The following is a 22,301-nucleotide window of genomic DNA, read 5'->3' as shown; positions in this document are numbered from 1 at the left end:
GTCTCATTTGAAGTTTTTGTGAAATATTGTAATCACCCTTCCGATCGTCGGCTGAGCGCAGCCTGGGCCCATGGCAGGCGTCAAATGAACACTACCTGCTGAGGAGATCCCCATGACCTTCCATGCCGTGGCCAGCCTCGACCAGCTCGAAGAACACCGTCCCCTGCGCGTCCAGGCCGGCACCGAAGACCTCGTCCTGGTACGCCAGGGCGAGCGTGTGCGTGCCTACCAGGCCAACTGCCCGCATGAGGGCGCGCCACTGGAGCAAGGCGCGGTCTGTGGTGGGTTGCTGATCTGCCCCTGGCACAAGGCTGCCTTCGCCGTGGATGAGGGCGCGGTGTGCGAGCCCCCGGCGCTGGCCGGTCTGCGCCGGCATGCCGTGCAGGTCAGGAACGGCCAGCTATGGGTGGACGACCAGCCACTGCCCGAGGCCGAAGCGCCGCGCCACAGCGACGCGCGCACCTTCGTCGTGGTGGGTGCCGGCGCCGCCGGGGCGGCCGCCATCGCCACCTTGCTCGACCATGGCTTTGCCGGGCGCCTGCTGTGGATCGACCAGGAACAGCCGAACGCCTACGATCGCACCGCGCTGAGCAAGTTCGTCATCGCCGGGCAGATGCCGGTGGACGAAGTAGCCTCATTGCTCGCCCCAGTCGACCTGCGCCGAGGCCAGCTGCGGCGCATGCACGGCAAGGTACGCGCGCTGGATGCCGGCAAGCGCGTGATCAGCCTGGCCGACGGCCAGCAGTTGAAGTACGACGCCGCCCTGCTGGCCACCGGCGGCAAGCCCAACCGCCCCCAGCTCCCCGGCGTGCAACTGCGCGGCATCTGCGTACTGCGCTCGCGCACCGATGCCGCGCAGTTGCTCGACCTGGCCGAGCCGGGCCAGCCGGTGGTGATCGTCGGCGACGGTTTCATCGGCCTGGAGGCCGCCAGCGCCCTGCGCAAGTACGGCCTGCAGGTGCATGTGGTCACGCGCCACGCCATCCCGCTGGCCCGGCAGTTGGGCGAGCGCATCGGCCAGACCCTGCGCGAGCTGCATGAGCGCAAGGGTGTGCAGTTCCACGGGCCGACCGAGGTGGTCGGCTTCGAGGGCCGCGAGCGCGTCGAGGCCGTGCTGCTGGCCAATGGCGAGCGCCTGGAGACCGCGCTGGTGCTGCTGGGTACCGGCGTCACCCCGGCCACCCGCTTCGTCCAGGGCCTGCCCCTGGCCGAAGACCATTCGCTCACGGTGGACGCGCACCTGCAGGCCGCCGACGGCCTGTGGGCGGCGGGCGATATCGCCACCTTCCCCCTTGCTGGCCGCCCGGTGCGCATCGAGCACTGGCGCCTGGCCCAGCAGCATGGCGTGATCGCCGCCGCCAACATGCTCGGCGAACGGCGCCGCTACGACGACGTGCCGTTTTTCTGGACCTACCAGCACGGGCGCACCTACGAGGTGCTCGGGCATGCCGCGAGTTGGAACCGGATCGAGTACGTCGGCACGCCGGAGCAAGGCGACTTCGTTGCCCTGCAATGCCTGGACGACCAGGTCGAGGCAGTGATTGCCAAGGGCTATTCACGGGCCATGGCGGTGCTGTCGCAGCGCCTGAAGCGGCCGCTGTCGAGCCGCGAGGCGCGTGAGCTGATCGATGCCTGGGCGGATGGATGAGCCTCGCGCCAGCGCCTTGAAACGGTGCCTGGCCTGCGCTTTCAATGCAGGGCGGAACTGTGTAAAAGAGGGAAACCCCTCTCGTGGCATCAGAAAAGGATTATCTGTAATGATCTACCGCCCTCTCGGCCATTCTGGCCTGCAAGTCTCGGCCCTCACCCTCGGCAGCATGATGTTCGGCGAGCAGACCAGCACCGAAGACTCGCTGCGCATCATCGACAAGGCCTGGGACCAGGGCATCAACTTCGTCGACACCGCCGATGTCTACAATGGCGGCCGCTCCGAGGAAATCGTCGGCGAGGCGGTGGCGCGCAACCGTCACGAGTGGATCATCGCCTCCAAGGCCGGCTATGGCCCGGTCGATGGCCTGCCGAACCGCAGCGGCCTGTCGCGCAAGCACCTGTTCAATGCCATCGAGGCCACCCTCACGCGCATGGGCACCGACTACCTGGACATCTACTACCTGCACCGCGAGGACCATTCGGTACCGCTGGAAGAAACCGTGCGCGCCATCGGCGACCTGCTGGCGCAAGGCAAGATCCGCTACTGGGGCGTGTCCAACTTCCGCGGCTGGCGCATCGCCGAGATCTGCAACGTGGCGCAAAGGCTCGGCGTGGCCAAGCCGGTGGTCAGCCAGCCGCTGTACAACATCGTCAACCGCCAGGCCGAGCCCGAACAACTCACCGCCGCCGCCTACCATGGCCTGGGCGTGGTGCCGTTCAGTCCGCTGGCCCGTGGCGTGCTCAGCGGCAAGTACGCGCCAGGCTCCACTCCCGACGAAGGCAGCCGCGCCGGCCGCCAGGACAAGCGCATCATGGAAGTGGAATGGCGCCAGGAATCGCTGACCATCGCCCAGAAGATCCATGCCTATACCGAGGCCAAGGGCGTGGGCATCGTCGAGTTCGCCATCGCCTGGGTGCTGAACAACCGCCTGGTCAGCTCGGCCATCGTCGGGCCGCGCACCGAGGCGCAGTGGGACACCTATGCCGGTGCGCTGGAGGTCAAGGTCACGGCGGAGGACGAGGCCTTCATCGATTCGCTGGTGACGCCCGGCCATGCCTCGACGCCCGGTTTCAACGATGTCGCCCACTTCGTCAGCGGGCGCCTGGCGCGCTGAACCGGCCTGGGCACCTTCTCTGGGAGCGGGCAAGCCGCTCCCTCAGCGAAGCCCAATGGCGGTCCGCGCCGATTACTGGCATTGTGTGTCTTTACCAGCGCAAAGGACGCGCTCCATGGCCCTGCACCTCTGGTTGACGTTCTCCTTCGCCTACCTGCTCACCTCGCTGCTGCCCGGCCCGAATGTCCTGCTCACCGTGCGCAATGCCTTGCGCTATGGCCCTTCCGGCATGAGCATGACCCTGTTCGGCAACCTCACCGCGCAACTGCTGACGATAACCGCCGTGGCCATGGGCGTGGGTGCCCTGCTGATCTCGTTGCCCACGGCGTTCCTGGTGCTGAAGCTGGCCGGCGCCGCTTACCTGATCTACCTCGGCCTGCGCCAGTTGCTGGGTAAAGGCGCCCCCACCGCGTCGACGGCGCAGGTGGTCGCGACGCCGCCCCAGACGCAATGGCGGATCGCCGTGGAAGCCTTCCTGGTCTCGGCGAGCAACCCCAAGACTCTGGTATTTTTCTGCGCCTTCCTGCCGCAGTTCCTCGAGCCTGGGCGGCCAATCTTCGGCCAGTTCGCGGCCATGTACCTGAGCGGCTCGCTGATCGTCTGCCTGGTGCACTCCTTCTACTGCTTCACGGCCTGGCGCTTCGGCCTGCGCCTGAAGGCTTCGCCCCTGGCGGCCTGGTTCAAGCGCGCCAGCGGCGCGCTGTTCATCGGCCTGGGCGTGCGTCTGCTCAACACCCGGGCGGTGTAGGCCTCACTCGCTCGCCAGCATGGCCAGGGTCGCGATCATCGCCAGCACGGCGAACCCACACGCCACGTAGCCCAGGGCGCTCAGGCCCAGGACCTGGATCACCGCGCCGCCCAACGCCGCACCGGCGGCGATACCGGCATTGGCCGCCGACACATTCAAGGTCCCGGCCAGGGCCTGGGCCTTGGCGCCGGCCTGCATCACCCGCACCTGACAGACCGGGAACAGCGCCGTGTAGGCGATGCCCCATAGCACCAGCGCGCCTCCCAGCAGCCATGCAGTGCCGAGCAACGGGGTGACCGCGCCCATGCCCAACGCCAGCATCGCCAACAGCAGCAGGGTCGCCCGCAACGGGCTGCGATCGACGATGCGCCCGGCCAGGCCGTTGCCGAGCATGCCGACCACGCCGAAGCCCATCAGCCACCAGCCCACTTCGCCGGCCGGCACGGCGGCCAGCTGTTCGAGGGTCTCGGCCAGGTAGGTGTAGGCAGTGAACATGGCGGTGAACACCAGCGCCGAGAGCAGCACATGGGCGATGAAGCGGCGGTCCTTGAGGATCACCGTCTGCCGCTCCCCCGGCGCACGGGCGGGTGCCGCCGGCACGCTCGGCAGCCACGCCCACATCAACAGCGCCACCAGCAGGCACAGTCCGGCGAGCAACGCGAAACTGCCACGCCAGCCGACCAGCCCGGCGGCCAGCGTGCCCAATGGAATGCCGAAGACAAATGCCGCAGTGATGCCCAGGTACACCCGTGACACCGCCCAGCCCTCCCGCCCCGCCCCGGCCAATTGCCCGGCGCTTTCGCTGGCGGTGCCCCAATACACCGGCAAGGCCAACGCGGCGATGAAGCGTGCCAATGCCAGCACCCAGATGTTTGGCGCCAGCGCCGACAGCGCGTTGGACGCAGCGAACACCAGCAGGATGGCGATGAACAGTCCCTTGCGCGGCATTGCCGACAGCCAGGCGGTAAGCGGCGGCCCGAACAGCATCACGGTCACGGCGAACAGCGTGACCAACTGGCCCGCGCCCGCCACCGACAGGCCAAGGTCACGGGCCAGCGCCGGCAGGAGGCCGAGGATCAGAAATTCGGTGGTCAATACCGCAAAGCCGCCGATGGCGAACAGGCCGATGGACAACCCCGTACGCGGCCCTGGGCGCGTGAGGGTGGCGTGGGTCAGGCTGGAAGTGGGCATCGGCTGCGATCCTTGGTGAATGGCAGGCCAGCTTAATCTGGAAGTATGTTCCGATTACTGGTAGTTATTCCTTTATCAAGTGAATCAGATTCATTAATAAAAGGCCTCGCCATGTCTGCCTCGGAACGCCTCAAGGACATCGACTTCTTCGTCAGCGTGGCCAACGCTGGCAGCTTCATCGCCGCCGCCGAACGCATGAGCCTCACCAGTTCCGCCGTGAGCAAGGGCGTCGCGCGCCTGGAGAAACGCCTGCAGGTGCGCCTGTTCGAACGCACCACCCGGCGCCTGGCCCTGACCGACAGCGGCGCCGACTACTACCGCGCCTGCACGCGCGTGCTGGCGGACATCGAGGAAGCCGAGCTGGCCCTCAACGATGAACACCAGACGCCCTGCGGCAAGCTGCGCATCGACCTGCCAGCCACCTTCGGCCGTCTGCACGGCCTCCCCGCCGTACTGGACTTCGCCGCGCGGCATCCACGGCTGCAACCGCACATCACCCTCTCCGATCGGTTCGTCGACCTGATCGAGGACGCCATCGACATCGTCGTGCGCATCGGCGGACCGCAGACCTGGCAGCCAGGCATCGAGCACCGTTACCTGGGCAGCCAGCGCCTGGTGTTTTGCGCCGCCCCCGCCTACCTGGCCCGCCACGGCACACCCCGCGACCTGCAGCAACTGCAGGCCCAGGGCTGCGTGCTTTATGCCTGCGCAGACGGCAGCACGCCGGCCCTGCACTTTGCCGGCGCCCGCCCGGGCCTGACGCAGCTGCGCGGCATGCCCGGGCGCCTGGCCATCGGCGATGCCGAAGGCCAGGCGCTGGCTGTCAGCGCCGGGCACGGCATCGCCCAGTTGCCAACCTGGCTGGTGCAGCGTCAGCTCGATGACGGGACGCTGCAGCAGGTACTGCCGGCGTACGCCATGGAAGGATTGCCGATCAACCTGGCCTGGCGCCGCAACCGCGGGCACCTGCCCAAGGTGAGCGCGATGGTCCAGGCCCTGGCCGAGCGCCTGGGGCCGCTGATCCAGGGCTGACCCAAGTCAAGCGCCACTGCCGATACTCACAGGAAGGTAAATACCTGCCCCGCCGCCAAGCGCGACTTGCTCAGCCCGGCGTTGAAGTCCTCCTCGCTGCGATAGCCCAGGCTGAGCAGCACCACGCTGGTGTAGCCCTGCTCGCGCAGGCCAAGTTCGGCATCCAAAGCTTTGGCGTCGAAGCCTTCGATCGGCGTGGCGTCCAGGCCGTGGGCGGCAGCGCCCAGCAGCGCGGTGCCCAGGGCCAGGTAGACCTGCTTCTCCATCCAGTGCTGCAGGTCCTTGAAGTCATGGCGGTGCAGGTCGACATAACCGCGGCGGGTCTGGTCCTGGACTTCGCGGGCCTGTTCGTTGCGGAAGCGGCCATCGGCGGCTTCCTGCCCCAGCACGGCCTGCAAGTGGGCTTCGGTCATGTTGGTACGGGCGGCGAACACGATCACATGCGAGGCGTCACGGATTTTCGGGCTGTTGTAGGCGAATCGCGCATCGGTAGCCTTGGCCAGGCGCGCCTTGCCTTCGGCGCTGTCGGCCACGACGAAGTGCCAGGGCTGCGAATTGACCGAGGACGGGCTGTGGCGCAACTGCTCGAGCAGCGCGTCGATGGTGGCCTGGGGGATTTTGCGGTTGGCGTCGTAGGCCTTGGTGGTGTAACGGCGTTTGGCGAGGGCAACGGTGTCCATCTACGGCAATTCCTCAAGGGGTCGTGAATGAATGGCATCTTATCTTCCCGACCGCAAAGAAAAACCAGCACAATGCAGCAACACTTTCATCCTTGGAGTGAAAATGCTGCGCATCAATGATCTCGAACTGTTCGCCCGTGCCAGCGCCCTGGGCAGCTTCACCGCCGCAGCCCACGAGGCCGACCTGCTGCCCGGCCAGGTGGCCGCGGCGATCAAGCGCCTGGAGCGCGAGCTCGATGTGCGCCTATTCGCCCGCACCACCCGCAGCCTGCGCCTGACCGCCGAAGGCGAGCTGTACCTGCCCACCGCCCAGCGCGTGATCGATGCCCTGCGCCAGGGCCGCGAGGACCTGCATGGCAGCCACAGCTGCCTGCGCGGTGTGTTGCAGGTGGCGGCGCCCTCGGACATGGGCCGCAACCTGCTGCGGCCCTGGCTCAGTGCATTTCGCCGCGAGCACCCGGGGCTGGGCCTGCGCTTCTTCCTCTCCGACCAGTTGGCCGACCTGTACCGCGACCCGGTGGATGTCGCCATCCGCTACGGCCAGAACGAGGACGCCAACTACATCGCCCTGCCCCTGGCGCCGTGGAACCGCCGGGTGCTGGCGGCCTCTGCGGACTACCTGGCGCGCCATGGTCGCCCGCTGACCCCCGAGGACCTGCAGCAACACGACTGCCTGCTGTACCTGCAGCAAAGCCGGGTGTACGACAAATGGCGCCTGGGCAACCGCACCGTGCAGGTGCGCGGGCCGCTGTTCAGTGACGATGCCGACGTGGTGCGGCGCTGGGCGCTGGAAGGCGAAGGCATCGTCTACAAGTCGTGGCTGGATGTCAGCGCCGATGTCGCCGCCGGCGAGCTGGAACTGCTGCTGCCCGAGTACCCCGGCGAGCTGACCCCGGTGACCCTGGTGTGCCCGCACCGCAAGCAGCTCACCCCCGCCGTGGCCCAGTTGCACCTTTGGCTGCGCGAGCGTTTCGCCGCGCTGCGCCCGGACGACATGTTGCAGCCGTTGTCGCCGGGCGTATAGTGCATCCACCCCCGACCGCAAGGAGCTGTCATTCATGCCGAGCCTGGAATTTCTCGTCACCGCGCTGATCATCGTGCTGATCCCCGGCAGCGGGGTCATCCTCACCGTGTCGAGCGCCCTGGTGGCCGGGCGACGGGCCTGCCTGTGGACCGCCACCGGTTGCACCCTGGGCATCGTCCCGCACCTGCTGGCGTCGGTACTGGGCCTCTCCGCCTTGCTGCACACCAGTGCCCTGGCCTTCCAAGGCCTCAAGTTCGCCGGCGTCGCCTACCTGCTGTACCTGGCCTACGCCACCTGGCGCGACCGTGCGGCCTTCGCCGTGGACGCGCACGCCACCCCCGCCGCCGCCAGCCAACTGGTGATCAAAGCCTGCCTGCTGAATATCCTCAACCCCAAGCTGACGCTGTTCTTCCTCGCCTTCCTGCCACAGTTCATCACCCCGCAGGCCGGCTCCGCGACCGTGCAAATGCTCAGCCTCAGCGCGGTGTTCATGGCCATGACCTTCATCGTCTTCGTGATCTATGGCCTGCTCGCCCACCTGTTCCGCCGCGCCGTGATCGACTCGCCGAGAGTGCAAGCCTGGTTGCGCCGCGGCTTCGCCGCCTCATTCGCCGGGCTAGGCCTCAACCTGGCACTGGCGCAGCGCTGAAGGCTGCACAATCGTTCTAAACACCCGGGTCGTTTGTGCGTTAAGGTCATCCATCGACCACCCACACGGCCCGCCCCATGAGCAACTGGATCGACCTCAGACAGGACGCCGACACCGGCATCGAGTCGGTCCGCGCCCATTTCACCGGCCACGCCTACGACCCGCACTGGCACGACAGCTTCCTGGTCGGGGTGACCGAACAGGGCGTGCAGCAGTTCAACTGCCGCCGCGAGCGCCATTGCAGCACGCCCGGCCAGGTGTTCGTGCTCGAGCCTGGCGACCTGCACGACGGCCATGCACCGACCGTGGAAGGCTTCACCTATTCGACCCTGTACCTGGACGCCAACTGGCTGGAAACCGAGCTGCGCGCCCTGTTCGAGCACGCGCCCTCAGGCGCCCTGCCCAGCTTCGGCACCCTGCTGCACCAGGATCCGCGCCTTGCCGGCGCCACCGCCCGGGCCTTCGAGACGGTGCACTACAACGACCTGCGCATTGTCCGCCAGACCGCCCTGGACGATCTGCTGAGCGGCCTCACCGGCCACCTGCACTGGCGCAAACGCCTGGACCCCGATCCACGCCTGCCGCTGTGCGCCCACGTCGCCCGCGATTATCTGCACGCGCACCTCGACCAGGACATCGGACTGGTCGAGCTGGCAAAGGTCTGCGGCATCGACCGCTTCCGCCTGACCCGCGCGTTCAAGGCAGCCTTCGGCCTGGCGCCGCATGCCTACCTGATCCAGCTGCGCCTGGCCCGCGCGCGGCGGCTGCTAGCCTTGGGCGAAACGCCAGCCAGCGTCGCCACTGCCCTGGGCTTTGCCGACCAGAGCCACCTGGGCCGCTGGTTCCGCCGCGCCTACCGGCTGACCCCGGCGGACTACCGCAAGCGCTGCTCAAACCTTCCAGACTGAAGCCGCGCAGGCCGCGACCATGGTGCTTCGATCACACGGAGCCCTGACCATGTCGCATTCGCTGTTGCCCTTCATCCTGTTTGCCCTGGCCGCCAGCATCAGCCCCGGGCCGACCAACCTGTTGATCCTCGCCCACGGTGCCCGGCGCGGGCTACGCGCCAGCCTGGCACCGATCGTGGCGGCCTGCTGCGCGGCGGCGGCGGTGGTGTGGCTGGTGGGAATGGGGCTGGGCGCGTTGCTGCTGCGCTACCCCCTGGCGCAGATGGCCATGAGCTGGGCCGGCGCCCTGTGGCTGAGCTGGCTGGCCTGGAAGATGCTGCGCAGTGCCGGCGCCCCCTTGCTGGCGGGTAGCGACGGCGGCCTTGGCCCATTGAGCGCGGCGACCCTGCAGGTGGTCAACCCCAAGGTATGGGTGACGGCGGTGGCGATGGTCGGCCTGTTCGCCACCCCGGCACTGCCGATGGGCTGGCTGGCCCTGGTGTTCCTGCTGGTCGCCCTGCCCAGCATGACCGCCTGGGCTTTGATGGGCATCGGCAGCGCACGCTGGTTGCGCTCGTCGCGGGCCTTGCGCCTGTTCAACCAGGGTCTGGCGGGGTTGCTGCTGGTGTCGGCCTGGTCGGCCTTGCTGGTATGAGCGCCGCTCAGGTGCGCCCGGGGCTGGCGGTGCGCAGGCGCATTCCCAGGCGCGGCCCGAACACGTTGATCAACAGGCCCAGCATCACCAGCAGCGCCCCCCAGCCTTGTGCCTCGCTCAAGCGCTCGCCCAGCAGCAGCGCCGCGGAGCTCAGGCCCACCACCGGCACCAACAGCGAGAACGGCGCCACCTTGCCTGCCGGGTGGCGCGACAACAGTTTGCTCCACAGGCTGTAGCCGACCATGGTGGCGACGAACGCCAGGTACGCCAGGGCCAGCACCGAACTCCAGCCGATGTTAGCCAGGGCATGGCCAATGCGCTCGGGGCCTTCCAGCCACCACGACAGCACCAGGAACGGCAGTGGCGGAATCAGCCCGCCCCAGATCACCAGGGCGACCAGGTCCACCTGGCCGAAACGCCGGGTGATGATGTTGCCCATGCCCCACATGGCGCCGCCGCACAGGGTCAGCAGCAGCGCGACCAGCGGCACGTGGCCGCTGTCTTCGCTGCCGATCACGGCCAGGCCGCTGGCGGCCACCAGCAGGCCGAGCACGCTGGCCAGGCGCAGCCGCTCGCCGAGAAACATCGCGGCGAAGCCCAGGGTGAAGAACGCCTGGGACTGCAGCACCAGCGAGGCCAGCCCAGGCGGCATGCCACTGGCCATGGCCTGGAAGAGGAAGGCGAACTGGCCCAGGGAAATGGTCGCGCCATAGGCGATCAGCCAGCGCCACGGCAGGTTCGGGCGCTTGATCAGGAACACCGCCGGGAAGGCCACCAGCAGGAAACGCAGCGCCCCGAGCAGCATCGGCGGCAGGCCGTCGAGCCCCACCTTGATGACCACGAAGTTGACGCCCCAGGCGATGATCACCACCAGGGCGATCAGCAGGTCCTTGAGTGGCATTGCAGGCATTCCTTCTTCAGGCTTGTTGTAGACATATTTGGTTACAGCATACGGGCATCACGCCGCCGCGGACCAGCACAGTTGCGTACCAGCCTTGTGTAACAGTCGGCTGTGATGGCCGGCAAAAGCCTAGGCGTACCTTGGCAAGCTTCACTTGACCAGACTTGTATATACATGCTCATATCGGGCTTCGGCCATCCGCCCTGCGTCCCGCCGATAGCCGCCGCCTTTCACAAAAACAACGAAGCGGAGCCTCCCCGATGTCCAGCAAACCCGTGATCGAGCGCCGCTCGATCGACTACATCCCCGAGTCTGAGCGCCATGGACGCGTCTACAGCCAATTCACCCTGTGGCTGGGAGCCAACCTGCAGATTACCGCGATCGTCACCGGCGCCCTGGCCGTGGTGCTGGGCGGCGACGTGTTCTGGTCGTTGATCGGCCTTTTGCTCGGGCAACTGGTCGGCGGCGCGGTGATGGCCCTGCATGCCGCCCAGGGTCCGCGCCTGGGGCTGCCACAGATGATTTCCAGCCGCGTGCAGTTCGGCGTGTACGGCGCGGCCATCCCCATGGCCCTGGTGTGCCTGATGTACCTGGGCTTTACCGCCACCGGCACGGTGCTGTCCGGCCAGGCCATCGGCCAGTTGCTGAGCATCAGCGACAGCGCCGGCATCCTCATCTTCGCCGGGGTGATCGTGCTGGCAACCCTGGCCGGCTACCGGGTGATCCACTGGATCGGCCGGGTGGCCAGCGTGCTGGGGATCATCGCCTTCGTCTACCTGTTCAGCCGCATCCTGATGCTGGCCGATATCGGCCAGTTGCTCGACAACCGCCACTTCAGCTGGGCCAGCTTCCTGCTCGCGGTGTCGCTGGCCGCCTCCTGGCAGATCGCCTTCGGCCCTTACGTGGCCGACTATTCGCGCTACCTGCCCAGCCACACTTCGCCGCTCAAGACCTTCCTCGCCGCCGGCCTGGGCTCGGTGCTCGGCGCCCAGGCCTCGATGATCCTCGGCGTGTTCGCCGCGGCCATCGCCGGTGGCCAGTTCTCCGGCCGCGAGGTGGCCTATATCGTCGGCCTGGGTGGTGCCGGCACCACGGCGGCGCTGCTGTACTTCAGCATCGCCTTCGGCAAGGTGACCATCTCGACCCTCAACAGCTACGGCAGCTTCATGTGCATCGCCACGATCATCAGCGGGTTCCGTGGCCACCTGCAGATCAGCCGCGTGCAGCGCCTGGTGTTCGTGCTCGGCATCGTCGGCGCGGCGACCCTGGTGGCACTGCTCGGGCAACATTCGTTCCTCAGCGCGTTCAAGTCGTTCATCCTGTTCCTGCTGACCTTCTTCGTGCCCTGGAGCGCGGTGAACCTGGTGGACTACTACTTCATCACCAAGGAGCGCTATGACATTCCGGCACTGGCCGACCCGGATGGCCGCTATGGGCGCTGGAACTGGCCAGGCATCGGCGTGTACACCTTCGGCGTGCTAGTGCAGATGCCGTTCATCGACACCAAGCTGTACACCGGACCCATGGTCGCGCACCTGGGCGGTGTGGACGTGTCGTGGCTGATCGGCCTGGTGGTGCCCAGCGTGCTGTACTACTGCGTGGCGCGCCGTCGGGCGGCCGAGGCGCCGGCGAGCATCATCGTGCCTGAAGCACGCTGAGCCTGGTCGCGGGTACAGATCCCGCAGCAGCGCGCTTGGCTGCTGCGGGAGCCAGATCTGTCATTTTTCGGTCAAACAACTGTCGTAATCTGCGGTGCAACTCTGTGCCACAGGTCTTCGGCATGCCTCGCCTGCTCCCCCTATTGCTGTGCCTGCTTGCCGGCCTGGCCTGCGCCGCGCCGGCGCAACTGCGCATCCAGGGCTCCAACACCATCGGCGCCACGCTTGGCCCAGCCTTGGTGCGGGGCCTGTTGCAAGCGCAAGGCGCGAGCGCCATCGAGCGCCAGCCTGGTGCCTCCGCCAACGAGACCACGCTTCACGCTGTCGATCGCAACGGCCTGCCCCTGCGTGTCGACATCGCCGCCCACGGCACCAGCACGGGCTTCGCCGCACTGGCCCGCGGCGAAGCGGACCTGGCCGCAGCCTCGCGACCGATCAGTGACAGCGAGGTGCAACAGTTGCAGGCCCTGGGCAACCTGCGCGGCGCGGGCTCGGAGCAGGTCATCGCCCTGGATGGCGTGGCGGTGATCACCCACCCGGACAACCCCCTCGCGCAACTGACCACCGGGCAATTGGCGCAGGTGTTTTCCGGGCGGTTGCAGCGCTGGGAGCAGCTGGGCGTGCCCGGCGGGGCGATCCACCTGTATGCCCGCGACGACCACTCCGGCACCTTCGAGACCTTCAAGGCCCTGGTGCTTGCCCCGCACAACCAGGCGCTGGCCACCCAGGCGCGTCGCTTCGAATCCGCCGATGCGCTGGCCGCCCAGGTCATGGCCGACCGCCAGGCCATCGGCTTCAGCGGCCTGGGCACGGTCCACCAGGCCAAGGTGCTGGCGGTGGCCGAGGGTGACGCGCCTGCCCTGCTCCCCAGCCGCGCCTTGGTGGCCAGCGAAGACTACCCGCTGTCGCGGCGCCTGTTCTTTTACCTGCCCGCCCACGCCACGCCCCCGGCCAGGGCCCTGGCAGAGTTCGCCCAAAGCCCCGCCGGACAGGCGATCGTCGCCGACCAGGGGTTCGTCTCCCAGCAGATCAAGCCACAGCCGGTACCGGCCCAGGCCGACATGCCGCCGCGCTACCGGGCACTGGCCAGCGAAGCGCAACGCCTGAGCGTCAACTTCCGCTTCCAGGAAGGCAGCGCCAGCCTCGACAACAAGGCCCTGCGCGATGTGCAACGGGTCAGCGACTACCTGCGCCAGGCTGGCAAGCTGCAGGGCAAGGTGGTGCTGGTGGGTTTCGGCGACCCCAAGGAGACACCAGGACGCGCCGCCCTGCTGTCGCGGCTGAGGGCCATGGCGGTACGTCGCGAATTGGCCCGGACCGGGGTCCAGGCCAGGGACGTGACGGGGATGGGCGACGAACTGCCGGTAGCCGGTAACGATCTGCAACAGGGGCGCCTGCGCAATCGTCGCGTCGAAGTCTGGGTGTACTGACCCGCTCAGCGCCCATCGGGCAGTTCGACCCGGGCCACCAGCCCGCCGCCGCTGCGATTGCGCAGGGTCAGCTCACCGCCTTGCTCGCGCACGCTGGCACGGGCCGCCGAAAGCCCCAGGCCCACGCCGCCGGTGTCGCGGTTGCGCGAGCCTTCCAGCCGGTAGAACGGGTCGAACACCCGCTGCAAGGCCTCTTCGGGGATGCCCGGCCCGCGGTCGCCTACTTCGATGACGATCAGGTGCCCGGCGTGACTCAGGATGATCTGCGGCTCGCGGGCATACTTCATGGCGTTTTCCAACAGGTTGACGATCACCCGTTTGGTCGCCAGTGGACGGCCGTCATGCACCAGGTGCGCCGGGCCCTTGAAGGCGACGGCAAGCTGCTGGTCGCGGTAGTCGTCGACCAGGGTCTGCAAAAGCTCCGACAGGTCGTAGGCCGTGCGCTGCTCAAGCTGCGTGCCTTCGCGAAAGAACGCCAGGGCCTCGTTGATCATGCTCTGCATCTCCTCCACATCGCGGATCAACTTGTGCTTGTGGTCCAGGTCTTCCATGAACTCGCTGCGCAGGCGCATGCGTGTCAACGGGGCGCGCAGGTCGTGGGAGATGGCCGCCAGCATATGGGTACGCTCGCGAATGAAGTGCTGGATCTGCGCCTGCATGGTGTTGAAGGCGATGATCGCCTGGCGGATTTCCTCGGGGCCTTCGATGGCGATGGGCGGCGCCTGCAGATCGCCGCCGAAGCGCCGCGCCGCGTTCGCGAAGCGTTGCAGCGGCGCGGCCAGCTGACGGGTGGCAAGCCAGGCCACCAGCAGGGTCGCCACCAGCCCCAGCCCGATGACCACCACCAGCCGTGCCGGAGCGCTCATGCCCCAACTGCGCTCCGGCGGCACGAACAGCAGCCAACTGTCATCATCCAGCCCGACCAGCGCCACATAGTGCGCATCGGCGCTGCCATCAGGCCAGTCGCCCGGGTTGTATACCTCGATCGGGCGTGAAGGGCCCAGCAGTTGCGCCATCGCCGGCACCTGCCCGGAATTGAGCGGCACGCCCGGCCCCGGCAAGCCGAAGTCTGCGCGTCGTGTGCTCCACCTTACCCGCAACGTCGGCGTGCTCGCAGCCTCGGCCAGTTGCCCCCGCAACGCTGGCGGCGCGGTCTCGATCATATGGGCGGTCACGGCGATCTGATCGAGCAGGCCGGTGCGCTCGATGGGCGGACGCGCCCAGCTGCCGGCAAGCTGGACGAACAAGGCGTTGAACGCCAGCGAGGCCAGCAACGCGACGAAGATGGTCAGGGCAATCCGCTTGCGCAGGGTGTCGCGGCCCAGCAGACGACGGATCACGAGCGGGTCACCTTGGCGCTGAACAGGTAGCCGCCATTGCGCACGGTGCGGATGAGGTCCGGGCGCTTGCTGTCGGGCTCTATCTTGCGCCGCAGCCGGCTGACCTGCACATCGATGCTGCGGTCGTAGGCGTCGTGACCATGGCCACGGGTCAGATCGATCAGTTGTTCACGGGTGAGGATGCGCTGCGGGTGTTCAAGGAACACCACAAGCAGGTCGAACTCTGCGCCAGACAGCGGGATCATCACCTGCTTGGGCGAGCGCAGCTCGCGGCAAGTGACATCCAGGTGCCAACCAGCGAAGCCGATCACCGGCCTGGCCGCCTCGCCGCGCGGAGCCTGCTCGCCGGCACGGCGCTGCACGGCGCGCAGGCGGGCCAGCAGTTCGCGCGGGTCGAAAGGTTTGGTCAGGTAGTCGTCGGCGCCCAGCTCCAGGCCGATGATGCGGTCGCTCAGCTCGGCCATGGCGGTGAGCATGATGATCGGCACCCCGACCTGCGCACGCAGCTTCTGGCACAGGCTCAGGCCGCCCTCGCCCGGCAGCATCAGGTCAAGGATGATCGCCTCCGGGCGCTGGCGCTCGATGGCCGCCCACATTGCCTGGCCTTCGGCGGCCAGGTCCACCTCGTAACCCTGCTGGACGAAGAACTGCTTCAGCAGGGCGAGGATTTCCACATCGTCATCGACGATCAGCAGTCTGCTCACGGTGGTACAGGTCCGGAAAAAAGGCGTATCTAAAACCATTGCGCCGCCCGGGTCATTTATTTCAATCGGGCAACATTTCGTCACGAGTGACACGATTCGGACATCACCTGGCAAACATTACCCTGCACCCTGCGGGCCTTCCATTCGTCGAGGGCTCCCCATGAAGATAGCCGACAGCCGCAACAACACTGATGTTCAAGAAGGTTGCGCCCCCCTGATCCTCAGCCAGCGCCACACCAGCCGCGGCCAGACGGGCTCCCTGATCGTGCAGCAGGAGAGCCTGGGCCTGGCGGACGACCTGGGCTACATCACCCTGCGGCGCTACTTCGAGCACTACGATCCAGGCTGTGGCGAATGGGTCGAATACAGCCATACCGTGCCCATCCGTGAACTGGTCCACTGGTTGATGGCGCATGGCAAGTTGCAGATCCAGGCCTCGCAGGACGCGCCCCCGACTCAAGCCTGGCAGGCCGCCGCGCAAGAGGAGCGCCGCCCATGAGCCGGCGGCATCTGCTGACGGTCATGCTGACCAGCACCCTGAGCCTCTCGGCATGCAGCAGCAACAAGCCGGCACCGGCCGGGTTTCTCAAGGATTACGGCCTGCTCACCCCGCACCAGGCGCCGTCTGGCGGTACCGTACTGAGCTGGGCCGACCCGAAGTGGCCACGGGGGCGCTATATCGAGGTCTACCTGGCGCCCAGCCGCTTCTACCCGACTCCCGAACCGAGCCCGCGTATTCCCCAGGCTGCCCTCGCCTCGATCAGCCACTACTACGACGCGGTACTGCGCAAGGAAATAGGCAAGGTGATGAAGGTAGTGGATACCCCTGGCCCGAACACGCTGGTGGTCCGACCGGCCATTACCCGCATCAGCGCCGACGCACAAAGCCTGCGGTACTACGAGTGGCTGCCGATCACCCTGGTCGCGGCTGGAGTAAGCAGTGCCGTGGGGATGCGCGACCGGGACAGCGAAATCGCCACCGAACTGTCGTTCGAAGCCGGCACAAGCGGGCGAGTGGTGGGCGAGGCAATGCTCGCAGGCACTGGCGTGCCGCTGGAGAACGACCGCCAGGTGATGACGGCCGACAACGTCAAGGCCGTGCTCGATGGTTGGGGCGTCGACCTGCGCCAGGCCTATGCGGCCCCCCTCAGATAGTGTGCCGTGCCGGTGTGTGGGCAGACTGCCTTCAACGACCTCATCGCTGGCAAGCCAGCTCCCACAGGGATAGCGCAAGACTCAAGAACTGCGCGGGCGAGGTGGGAGCTGGCTTGCCAGCGATGCGCCGCGTCAGCGGCGCCCTGTCGGCTCAGGCCTTCAACGTGGCCATGTCGATGACGAAACGGTATTTCACATCGCCCGCGATCATCCGCTCGTAGGCCTGGTTGATGTTGCGGATGTCGAGCATCTCGATATCGCAGCTGATCCCGTGCTCGGCGCAGAAGTCGAGCACCTCCTGGGTTTCGGCGATACCGCCGATCAGCGAGCCTGCCAGGACCCGGCGCTTCATCACCAGGTTGGCCGCATGCAGTGGCGGGTCGACCGGCTCGATCAAGCCGACCAGGATATGCACACCGTCGAACCTCAACGTCTCGAGGTAGGGGTTGAGGTCGTGCTGGACCGGGATGGTGTCGAGCAGGAAGTCGAAACGGCCGGCCGCGGCGCGCATCTGTTCGGCGTCGGTGGACACGATCACTTCATCAGCCCCCTGGCGCCGCGCCTCCTCGGCCTTGGCCGCGGAACGAGTGAACAGCGTGACATGCGCCCCCAGCGCCTTGGCGAGCTTGATGCCCATGTGGCCCAGCCCGCCCATGCCCAGCACGCCGACCTTGTGCCCCGGGCCAACACCATGGTGCTTGAGCGGCGAGTAGGTGGTGATGCCGGCGCAGAGGATCGGCGCCGCGCTGGCCAGGTCGAGGCCTTGGGGAATGCGCAGGACGAAATCCTCGCTGACCACGATGCTGCTGGAGTAGCCACCCATGGTATTGCTGCCATCGACCCGGTCGGGGGTGGCGTAGGTCATGGTCGGGCCTTCCAGGCAGTATTGCTCCACGCCCTGGCGGCAGGCTTCGCAGTGACGGCAGGCATCGACCATGCAGCCGACCCCGACCAGATCGCCCACCTGGTAGCGGCTGACCTGCGCACCAACCGCGGTGACCCGACCGACGATCTCGTGGCCCGGCATCAGCGGGTAGACGGCGATGCCCCACTCGTTGCGGGCCTGATGGATATCGGAGTGACACACGCCACAGTAGAGGATCTCGATGGCGACATCGTCGGCCCGTGGGCTGCGACGCTGGAAGGTCATGGGCGCCAGGGCGCTGGTGGGGGACTGGGCGGCGTAGCCGATGGCGGTGTACATGCGGACCTCTCTCAGGTGAAACGGTTCAGGCGGCGCATTGTGCGCAGCCTGTCCCGCCCCGGCCACGGCCGATTCTCCGGCATGCATGCCTGATTCTCCGGACCTGCCTGCTACCCTCTGGCGCAAGCCATCGAATCTGCGAAGATGACAGTGTCCGATTCTCTGCCCGGTTTCGCCATGCACCTGACTTGCCACGTGGATGCCAATGCCACGCTCTGCTCACTGATCCGCACCCTCGCCACGCGTCCGGGGTTCGTGCCCACTGCCCTGCCCCAGGTCCAGGTCCTGACCTGGGACCACTACGTGGCCAGCAGCCCGCAGATCTACGAACCCAGCCTGATCATCGTCGCCCAGGGCAGCAAGCTTGCGCGCCTGGGCCCGCGCACCCTGGAGTACGGCGCCGGGCATTACCTAGTGCAGGCGCTGTCGGTGCCCTTTCTCTGCGAAACCTTCGCCACACCCCAGGCGCCGCTGCTGGGCGTGGCGGTGGACATCGACCGCGCCATGCTCGGCGAGCTGGTGCAAAGCATGAACCTGGGGCCGGATGCCGCGGTTCAGGTACAGACCCCGCAGTCGATGACCTCGGCGGCGCTGGACACGGCCATGCGCGAGAGTGTCGAGCGCCTGCTGCGGTGCCTGCAGAACCCGCTGGACGCCAGGGTGCTGGGGCCGGCGCGGGTGCGCGAGGTGCTCTACACCGCGCTGCGCGGCCCTCAGGCCGGGGTGCTGCGGGCACTGGTCGAACAACAGGGGCATTTTGCCCGGATCGCCTCGGCCCTGGCCTACCTGCGCGAGCACTACGCCGAGCCGCTGGGGGTGGATGAACTGGCCGGCCGGGCGAACATGAGCGTGTCGACCTTCCATGAGCACTTCAAGCGCTGCACCGACCTGGCGCCGATGCAGTACCTCAAGCGCCTGCGCCTGCTCAAGGCGCAACAGATGCTGATCGGCGAAGGCCTGGGCGTGGCCCAGGTGGCGCATCGGGTGGGCTACCAGAGCACCTCGCAGTTCAGCCGCGAGTACAAGCGCCAGTTCGCCCGCAGCCCCGGCGAGGAGCAGACGTACCAGAGCCTGCCGGCTTGATCGCTGGTCCGCCTCGCACCGCCAGCTACTGACGCAGGACCATCGCCACGATGGTCGCCTGCAACTCGCGCTTGGCGGCCTCGGCGGCCAACTCGCCGGCCGCCGCCGCCAGGGACAGCGCATCCGCCGCCCCCACCAGCACCCACAGGCCGGCCACGCCGATATCGCCGCCCGGCGCGAACGGCGCCAAGGCTTCCCGGCATTTGTCCATGAAGGGCCCTTCATAGCCGCGCTTGAGCGCCTCGAGCTCCGGCGAGCCGGCCAATGCCGCACTGACACCGGGGATCTCGCGCCCTTGGGTCGCCACGCAATCCACATAGGCCTCGGCGATTACCCAGGCCCGCCCCGGCAGGTCCGCCGGACAACCGGCCAGGGCCGTGTCGAGCATCGCCGTCTGGCGTGCGTCGTACTCCTGGTACAGCGCCAACAGCAATCCGTTGCGGGTTTCGAAATGGTCATACACCACCGGCTTGGTCACCCCGGCCTGCTCGGCCAGACGCCCCAGGCTCAGGGCATCGGTGCCTTCTTCGCGCACCAGCTGCCAGGCCACATCCAGCAGCTGCCGGCGACGCTCCTCGCGGGACAGGCGTTTGCGCGGCGCGCTCTTTTCCTCGCTTGACATCGACTACCTACCAAAAGTAACTTACTAAGCGTAACTTACTGAGAGTATATAACGCTCTCGAGACCCTCGCATCCTGATTCTGGAGATTCTGCCATGCATGCCCTGATCGTCATCGGTCACCACGACCCCGCCTCCCTCACTCATACCCTTGCTGAGCAGCTCGCCGAAGGGCTGCGCACGGCGGGCCACACCAGCGAGTTCGCCGACCTGGCCCGTGAAGGATTCGACCCCCGTTTCACCCTGGCCGACCACGCCGTGCACCGCCGCCTGGGGCCGCCGCCGGCCGATGTGCTGGCCGAGCAGGCGCGCATCGAACGCGCCGACACCGTGGTGCTGGTCTATCCCATCTACTGGTGGTCGCTCCCGGCCCTGCTCAAGGGCTGGGTCGAGCGTGTGTTCAGCAATGGCTGGGCCTTCTACCAGGCTGCGGACGGTAGTACCACAAAGCGCCTGCACGGTTTGACTGCGCACCTGATTGGCGTTGCCGGGGCCGATGCCGGCACTTTCGAGCGGCACGGCTACGGCGAGGCCATGCGCGTGCAGATCGAGCACGGCATCTTCGATTATTGCGGCGCTCGGGTGTTGAGTTCGACGTTGCTGGACGACAGCGAAGGACAGGATCCGGCACGGCATCTGCGAACCGCCCGCGCATTGGGAGAGAGGATGTTCGCCAGCGAAGGACGGCGCGAACCGGCGACCGTGGCGTGAACACAGGAAGGCGCGGGCCAGCCCGCGCCAGGTGACCGCGTGCGGGCAATCAGCCGCAGTTGACGCGGGTCACCACACCCTTGTCATCGACATTCAGGTTCAACCGCTCGGAGCGGTATTCCAGGGTGATCACATCGTGCGGCTTGAGGATGCGTGCCATCTGCGAGCCGCTGGCCTTGCGCGCCTGCTCGAGCAGCTCGGCGCTGGCCGGCTTGCCGACGGTGAAATCGGCGCCACTGGCTTCGCAGCGGCCGTCATTGCCGGCCGGGGCGGCAGGGGCGCTGGCGCCCGAAGAGCCACCGGTGCTGCAACCTGCCAGGACGGTAGCCACCAGCAGGGTCGCCAGGGAAGCGCGGGTACGGAACATGAATCCTCCTAAATCGATCCGGGAACTGCCTTATGCGACAGTTCCACCAACGGTTTGTTGCAAAACCGCAAGATTCTGCCTGACTCGGCCAGGGGATGCGAAACGCAATCGTCACCGAATTTTGCACCGAACCGCAGGTTCGGCCAAACGCAAGGCTTATGCCTAAGTCGCAGATCCCGTTGCGCAAAGGCATGATTTACTACAAGAAGTGGAGCATGAAACACCTCCCCTTCGAACGCCAGGACGCGGTATTCGACCTATCACCCAGGCCCAAGCGAGAACCGCCCCATGAGCAGCCACAGCATCGACGCCGATATCAAGGTCAAGTGGGACGAGGGCCAGAGCGCCTACAGCCCGGGAACCCCCGAAGAGCTATTGCTGATCGCCATCGACCTGCTGGTACGCGATCGTGGCAGCGAGGCCGCGCGCAGCTTCATCGACCAGGTGTTCGAACGCTACGCGCACCACGACACTATTTCAATCGGGCCAGGCGGGCGCTGAGCAGGTCGAAGAAGCCCTGGGCATCGCCCTCCTCGATCCACATCACATTGGCCGGCTGCTTGAGCACGCCGTACCAGTCGGCGACGGTCTGGCCGAAGGTCGGGCCTTCGCGACTGTCGACCACCATGTGCACCTGACGGCCCTTGAACAGCTCAGGCTTGAGCAGGTAGGCGATGACGCTGGCGTCGTGCACCGGGCCGCCTGGCATGCCGTAGTTGTCCATGTCGAACTTGATGTAGGCGTTAAGGATGTCCACCACCAGCTTGCTGGCATTGTTGTTGACCGCGGCGAGCTGCTTGAGGCGCGCGTCGCTGGTGAGCACCTTGTGGGTGACGTCCAGCGGCAGGTAGGTGAGCTTCACGCCACTGGCCAGCACCACCTCGGCGGCGTGCGGGTCGGCGAACAGGTTGAATTCCGCCGCCGGCGTGATGTTGCCGCCGTTGAAATGGGCACCGCCCATCAACACCACTTCCTTGATGCCGTTGACGATCTCCGGCTTCTGGATCAGCGCCAGGGCCAGGTTGGTCTGCGGACCGAGCATGGCGACAGTGATGCTGTGAGGCTCGGCGGCGCTCAGGGTGTCGATCAGGTACTGCACCGCGTTGCCCTGGGCCAGCGGCTTTTTCGGCTCGTGCACCTGGACGCCGGTCAGGCCTTCCTCGCCGTGAACGTTGGCGGCGTAGATCGGCGTACGCACCATCGGCCGCCCTGCCCCGGCGTATACCGGGATCTCTTCGCGGCCAGCCCACTCACGGGCCAGGCGGGCGTTGCGCGAGGTCTTCTCCAGGCGCACGTTGCCGGCCACGGTGGTGATGGCACGGATCTTCAGCTCCTCGGGCGAGGCCATGGCCAGCAGCAGGGCCACGACGTCGTCGGCGCCGGGGTCGGTATCGATGATCAGGTCGCGGGGCGCGGCCATGAGGGAAGTCGCGGCCAGCGCGGACATGAGGACGGCTCCTTGGAGCAGGTTCTTGAGGGACATTCAGCACTCCTTGTT

At 67.1% G+C, this 22,301-nt stretch carries 24 protein-coding genes; 15 read left to right on the top strand and 9 right to left on the bottom strand.

The window, feature by feature from the left end; genetic code table 11:
• Window positions 1–112: 112 nt before the first annotated feature.
• The 3 genes from ACVWY1_RS04480 (at window position 113) to ACVWY1_RS04470 (ending at window position 3,513) form a co-directional block, all read left to right on the top strand.
• A complete protein-coding gene (locus tag ACVWY1_RS04480; protein ID WP_457377842.1) occupies window positions 113–1,648 on the top strand; it encodes an FAD-dependent oxidoreductase in 1,536 nt (511 codons plus the stop codon).
• A 109-nt stretch (window positions 1,649–1,757) separates the two neighbouring features.
• A complete protein-coding gene (locus tag ACVWY1_RS04475; protein WP_110701497.1) occupies window positions 1,758–2,765 on the top strand; it encodes an aldo/keto reductase in 1,008 nt (335 codons plus the stop codon).
• Window positions 2,766–2,880: 115 nt separating this feature from the next.
• Window positions 2,881–3,513: a LysE family translocator gene (locus ACVWY1_RS04470; protein ID WP_102682838.1), complete on the top strand. Its 633-nt coding sequence runs from the start codon at window positions 2,881–2,883 to the stop codon at window positions 3,511–3,513.
• A gap of 3 nt (window positions 3,514–3,516) precedes the next feature.
• Here ACVWY1_RS04470 and ACVWY1_RS04465 read toward each other — a convergent pair whose 3' ends face one another.
• Window positions 3,517–4,704, bottom strand: coding sequence for an MFS transporter (locus ACVWY1_RS04465; protein WP_457377841.1), 1,188 nt, complete (start codon window positions 4,702–4,704; stop codon window positions 3,517–3,519).
• Between the two features lie 111 nt (window positions 4,705–4,815).
• Here ACVWY1_RS04465 and ACVWY1_RS04460 point away from each other — a divergent pair, with 111 nt between their 5' ends.
• Entirely contained in the window at window positions 4,816–5,736 is a 921-nt protein-coding gene (locus tag ACVWY1_RS04460; RefSeq protein WP_457377840.1) for a LysR family transcriptional regulator, read from the top strand.
• Window positions 5,737–5,762: 26 nt separating this feature from the next.
• On the opposite strand, the gene nfsB is transcribed toward ACVWY1_RS04460, so the two are convergent.
• A complete protein-coding gene (gene nfsB / locus ACVWY1_RS04455; RefSeq protein WP_102682841.1) occupies window positions 5,763–6,416 on the bottom strand; it encodes an oxygen-insensitive NAD(P)H nitroreductase in 654 nt (217 codons plus the stop codon).
• 103 nt (window positions 6,417–6,519) lie between these two features.
• On the opposite strand from nfsB, the gene ACVWY1_RS04450 reads away from it, so the two are divergent.
• The 4 genes from ACVWY1_RS04450 to ACVWY1_RS04435 all read left to right on the top strand — a co-directional run bounded on the left by ACVWY1_RS04450 (window position 6,520) and on the right by ACVWY1_RS04435 (window position 9,631).
• A complete protein-coding gene (locus ACVWY1_RS04450) occupies window positions 6,520–7,440 on the top strand; it encodes a LysR family transcriptional regulator (protein ID WP_277504769.1) in 921 nt (306 codons plus the stop codon).
• Between the two features lie 34 nt (window positions 7,441–7,474).
• Complete coding sequence (locus ACVWY1_RS04445; RefSeq protein WP_102682843.1) at window positions 7,475–8,089, top strand: LysE family translocator; 615 nt, start codon at window positions 7,475–7,477, stop codon at window positions 8,087–8,089.
• 77 nt (window positions 8,090–8,166) lie between these two features.
• Window positions 8,167–8,997, top strand: a complete 831-nt coding sequence (locus tag ACVWY1_RS04440; protein ID WP_102682844.1) for an AraC family transcriptional regulator — start codon at window positions 8,167–8,169, stop codon at window positions 8,995–8,997.
• Window positions 8,998–9,046: 49 nt separating this feature from the next.
• Window positions 9,047–9,631, top strand: a complete 585-nt coding sequence (locus ACVWY1_RS04435) for a LysE family translocator (protein WP_102682845.1) — start codon at window positions 9,047–9,049, stop codon at window positions 9,629–9,631.
• A 7-nt stretch (window positions 9,632–9,638) separates the two neighbouring features.
• Here ACVWY1_RS04435 and ACVWY1_RS04430 read toward each other — a convergent pair whose 3' ends face one another.
• Window positions 9,639–10,532, bottom strand: coding sequence for an EamA family transporter (locus tag ACVWY1_RS04430; protein ID WP_110701482.1), 894 nt, complete (start codon window positions 10,530–10,532; stop codon window positions 9,639–9,641).
• A 260-nt stretch (window positions 10,533–10,792) separates the two neighbouring features.
• Between ACVWY1_RS04430 and ACVWY1_RS04425 the strand changes: the two genes are divergently transcribed.
• Window positions 10,793–12,190 (top strand): purine-cytosine permease family protein, encoded by a 1,398-nt coding sequence (locus ACVWY1_RS04425; RefSeq protein WP_457377839.1) that lies wholly within the window; start codon window positions 10,793–10,795, stop codon window positions 12,188–12,190.
• A 122-nt stretch (window positions 12,191–12,312) separates the two neighbouring features.
• Window positions 12,313–13,620: a substrate-binding domain-containing protein gene (locus ACVWY1_RS04420; RefSeq protein ID WP_457377838.1), complete on the top strand. Its 1,308-nt coding sequence runs from the start codon at window positions 12,313–12,315 to the stop codon at window positions 13,618–13,620.
• A 5-nt stretch (window positions 13,621–13,625) separates the two neighbouring features.
• On the opposite strand, the gene ACVWY1_RS04415 is transcribed toward ACVWY1_RS04420, so the two are convergent.
• Together ACVWY1_RS04415 and ACVWY1_RS04410 are read right to left on the bottom strand one after the other, a co-directional pair.
• Entirely contained in the window at window positions 13,626–14,960 is a 1,335-nt protein-coding gene (locus tag ACVWY1_RS04415; RefSeq protein WP_139670320.1) for an ATP-binding protein, read from the bottom strand.
• Window positions 14,957–15,703: a response regulator gene (locus tag ACVWY1_RS04410; protein ID WP_102682850.1), complete on the bottom strand. Its 747-nt coding sequence runs from the start codon at window positions 15,701–15,703 to the stop codon at window positions 14,957–14,959. The genes ACVWY1_RS04415 and ACVWY1_RS04410 overlap by 4 nt, the downstream gene beginning before the upstream one ends.
• Before the next feature lie 121 nt (window positions 15,704–15,824).
• Between ACVWY1_RS04410 and ACVWY1_RS04405 the strand changes: the two genes are divergently transcribed.
• The gene (locus ACVWY1_RS04405; RefSeq protein ID WP_102682851.1) at window positions 15,825–16,163 is read left to right on the top strand and encodes a hypothetical protein; all 339 of its coding nucleotides are present in this window, start codon (window positions 15,825–15,827) and stop codon (window positions 16,161–16,163) included.
• On the top strand, window positions 16,160–16,819 hold the full coding sequence (locus ACVWY1_RS04400; protein WP_102682852.1) for a DUF3313 domain-containing protein: 660 nt from the start codon (window positions 16,160–16,162) through the stop codon (window positions 16,817–16,819). Before ACVWY1_RS04405 ends, ACVWY1_RS04400 begins: the two co-directional genes overlap by 4 nt.
• Before the next feature lie 151 nt (window positions 16,820–16,970).
• Here the strand turns inward: ACVWY1_RS04400 and ACVWY1_RS04395 are convergent, their stop codons facing one another.
• Window positions 16,971–18,023: an NAD(P)-dependent alcohol dehydrogenase gene (locus ACVWY1_RS04395; protein WP_102682853.1), complete on the bottom strand. Its 1,053-nt coding sequence runs from the start codon at window positions 18,021–18,023 to the stop codon at window positions 16,971–16,973.
• 177 nt (window positions 18,024–18,200) lie between these two features.
• Here ACVWY1_RS04395 and ACVWY1_RS04390 point away from each other — a divergent pair, with 177 nt between their 5' ends.
• On the top strand, window positions 18,201–19,106 hold the full coding sequence (locus ACVWY1_RS04390; RefSeq protein WP_102682904.1) for an AraC family transcriptional regulator: 906 nt from the start codon (window positions 18,201–18,203) through the stop codon (window positions 19,104–19,106).
• 25 nt (window positions 19,107–19,131) lie between these two features.
• Here ACVWY1_RS04390 and ACVWY1_RS04385 read toward each other — a convergent pair whose 3' ends face one another.
• Window positions 19,132–19,728: a TetR/AcrR family transcriptional regulator gene (locus ACVWY1_RS04385; protein WP_277504783.1), complete on the bottom strand. Its 597-nt coding sequence runs from the start codon at window positions 19,726–19,728 to the stop codon at window positions 19,132–19,134.
• A 93-nt stretch (window positions 19,729–19,821) separates the two neighbouring features.
• Here ACVWY1_RS04385 and ACVWY1_RS04380 point away from each other — a divergent pair, with 93 nt between their 5' ends.
• Window positions 19,822–20,436 carry an NAD(P)H-dependent oxidoreductase gene (locus ACVWY1_RS04380; RefSeq protein WP_102682855.1) on the top strand — a complete coding sequence of 205 codons (615 nt, stop codon included), beginning with the start codon at window positions 19,822–19,824 and terminating at the stop codon, window positions 20,434–20,436.
• 49 nt (window positions 20,437–20,485) lie between these two features.
• Here ACVWY1_RS04380 and ACVWY1_RS04375 read toward each other — a convergent pair whose 3' ends face one another.
• Window positions 20,486–20,803, bottom strand: a complete 318-nt coding sequence (locus tag ACVWY1_RS04375; RefSeq protein ID WP_046855162.1) for an I78 family peptidase inhibitor — start codon at window positions 20,801–20,803, stop codon at window positions 20,486–20,488.
• A gap of 288 nt (window positions 20,804–21,091) precedes the next feature.
• Here ACVWY1_RS04375 and ACVWY1_RS04370 point away from each other — a divergent pair, with 288 nt between their 5' ends.
• On the top strand, window positions 21,092–21,304 hold the full coding sequence (locus tag ACVWY1_RS04370) for a hypothetical protein (RefSeq protein ID WP_023632517.1): 213 nt from the start codon (window positions 21,092–21,094) through the stop codon (window positions 21,302–21,304).
• Here ACVWY1_RS04370 and ACVWY1_RS04365 read toward each other — a convergent pair.
• Window positions 21,276–22,286, bottom strand: a complete 1,011-nt coding sequence (locus ACVWY1_RS04365) for a nucleoside hydrolase (protein WP_457377837.1) — start codon at window positions 22,284–22,286, stop codon at window positions 21,276–21,278. The two genes, ACVWY1_RS04370 and ACVWY1_RS04365, sit on opposite strands and share 29 nt — an antisense overlap.
• Window positions 22,287–22,301 lie beyond the last annotated feature (15 nt).

Source organism: Pseudomonas sp. TE6288 (assembly GCF_054062095.1).
Note: the sequence above shows the minus strand (reverse complement) of the source record. Positions and strands in the feature narration are given on the sequence as shown.